Origin of the sequence: Enteractinococcus helveticum (assembly GCF_001657475.1) — a bacterium.
GTDB classification, from domain to species: domain Bacteria; phylum Actinomycetota; class Actinomycetes; order Actinomycetales; family Micrococcaceae; genus Yaniella; species Yaniella helvetica.
Genome location: NZ_LXEY01000062.1, coordinates 1 through 596, shown reverse-complemented (window position 1 = coordinate 596; position 596 = coordinate 1). Strand labels below are relative to the sequence as shown.

General features: G+C 37.2%; 1 protein-coding gene. It reads left to right on the top strand.

Going from position 1 to position 596, the window contains the following annotated elements; translation table 11 throughout:
• A partial coding sequence (locus A6F49_RS14480) for a UTP--glucose-1-phosphate uridylyltransferase (RefSeq protein ID WP_043056592.1) occupies window positions 1-596 on the top strand: 596 nt, incomplete at both ends.

Genomic DNA, 596 nt, shown 5'->3' with positions numbered 1-596 from the left:
GAGCTGGAATTGAAGATATTATTATAGTGACAGGTCGCCACAAACGCGCGATTGAAGATCATTTTGATAGTCAAAAAGAATTAGAAATGGTGTTAAAAGAAAAAGGTAAATCTGAATTACTAGAGAAAGTTCAGTATTCAACGGAACTTGCGAATATTTTTTATGTAAGGCAGAAAGAACAAAAAGGTTTAGGGCATGCGATTAGTTCTGCGCGTCAATTTATCGGCAATGAACCATTTGCGGTATTATTAGGTGACGATATTGTTGAATCTGAAGTGCCAGCAGTGAAACAGTTGATTGACGTTTATGAAGAAACAGGGCACTCAGTTATAGGTGTCCAAGAAGTTCCGGAAGCAGATACTCATCGTTATGGAATTATTGACCCATTAACTAAAAACGGACGTCAGTATGAAGTGAAAAAGTTTGTTGAAAAGCCAGCACAAGGTACGGCACCATCAAACCTAGCTATTATGGGACGTTATGTATTAACGCCTGAAATTTTCGATTATTTAAAAACGCAAAAAGAAGGCGCAGGTAACGAAATTCAGTTAACAGATGCGATTGAACGTATGAATAATGATAACCAAGTGTATGCA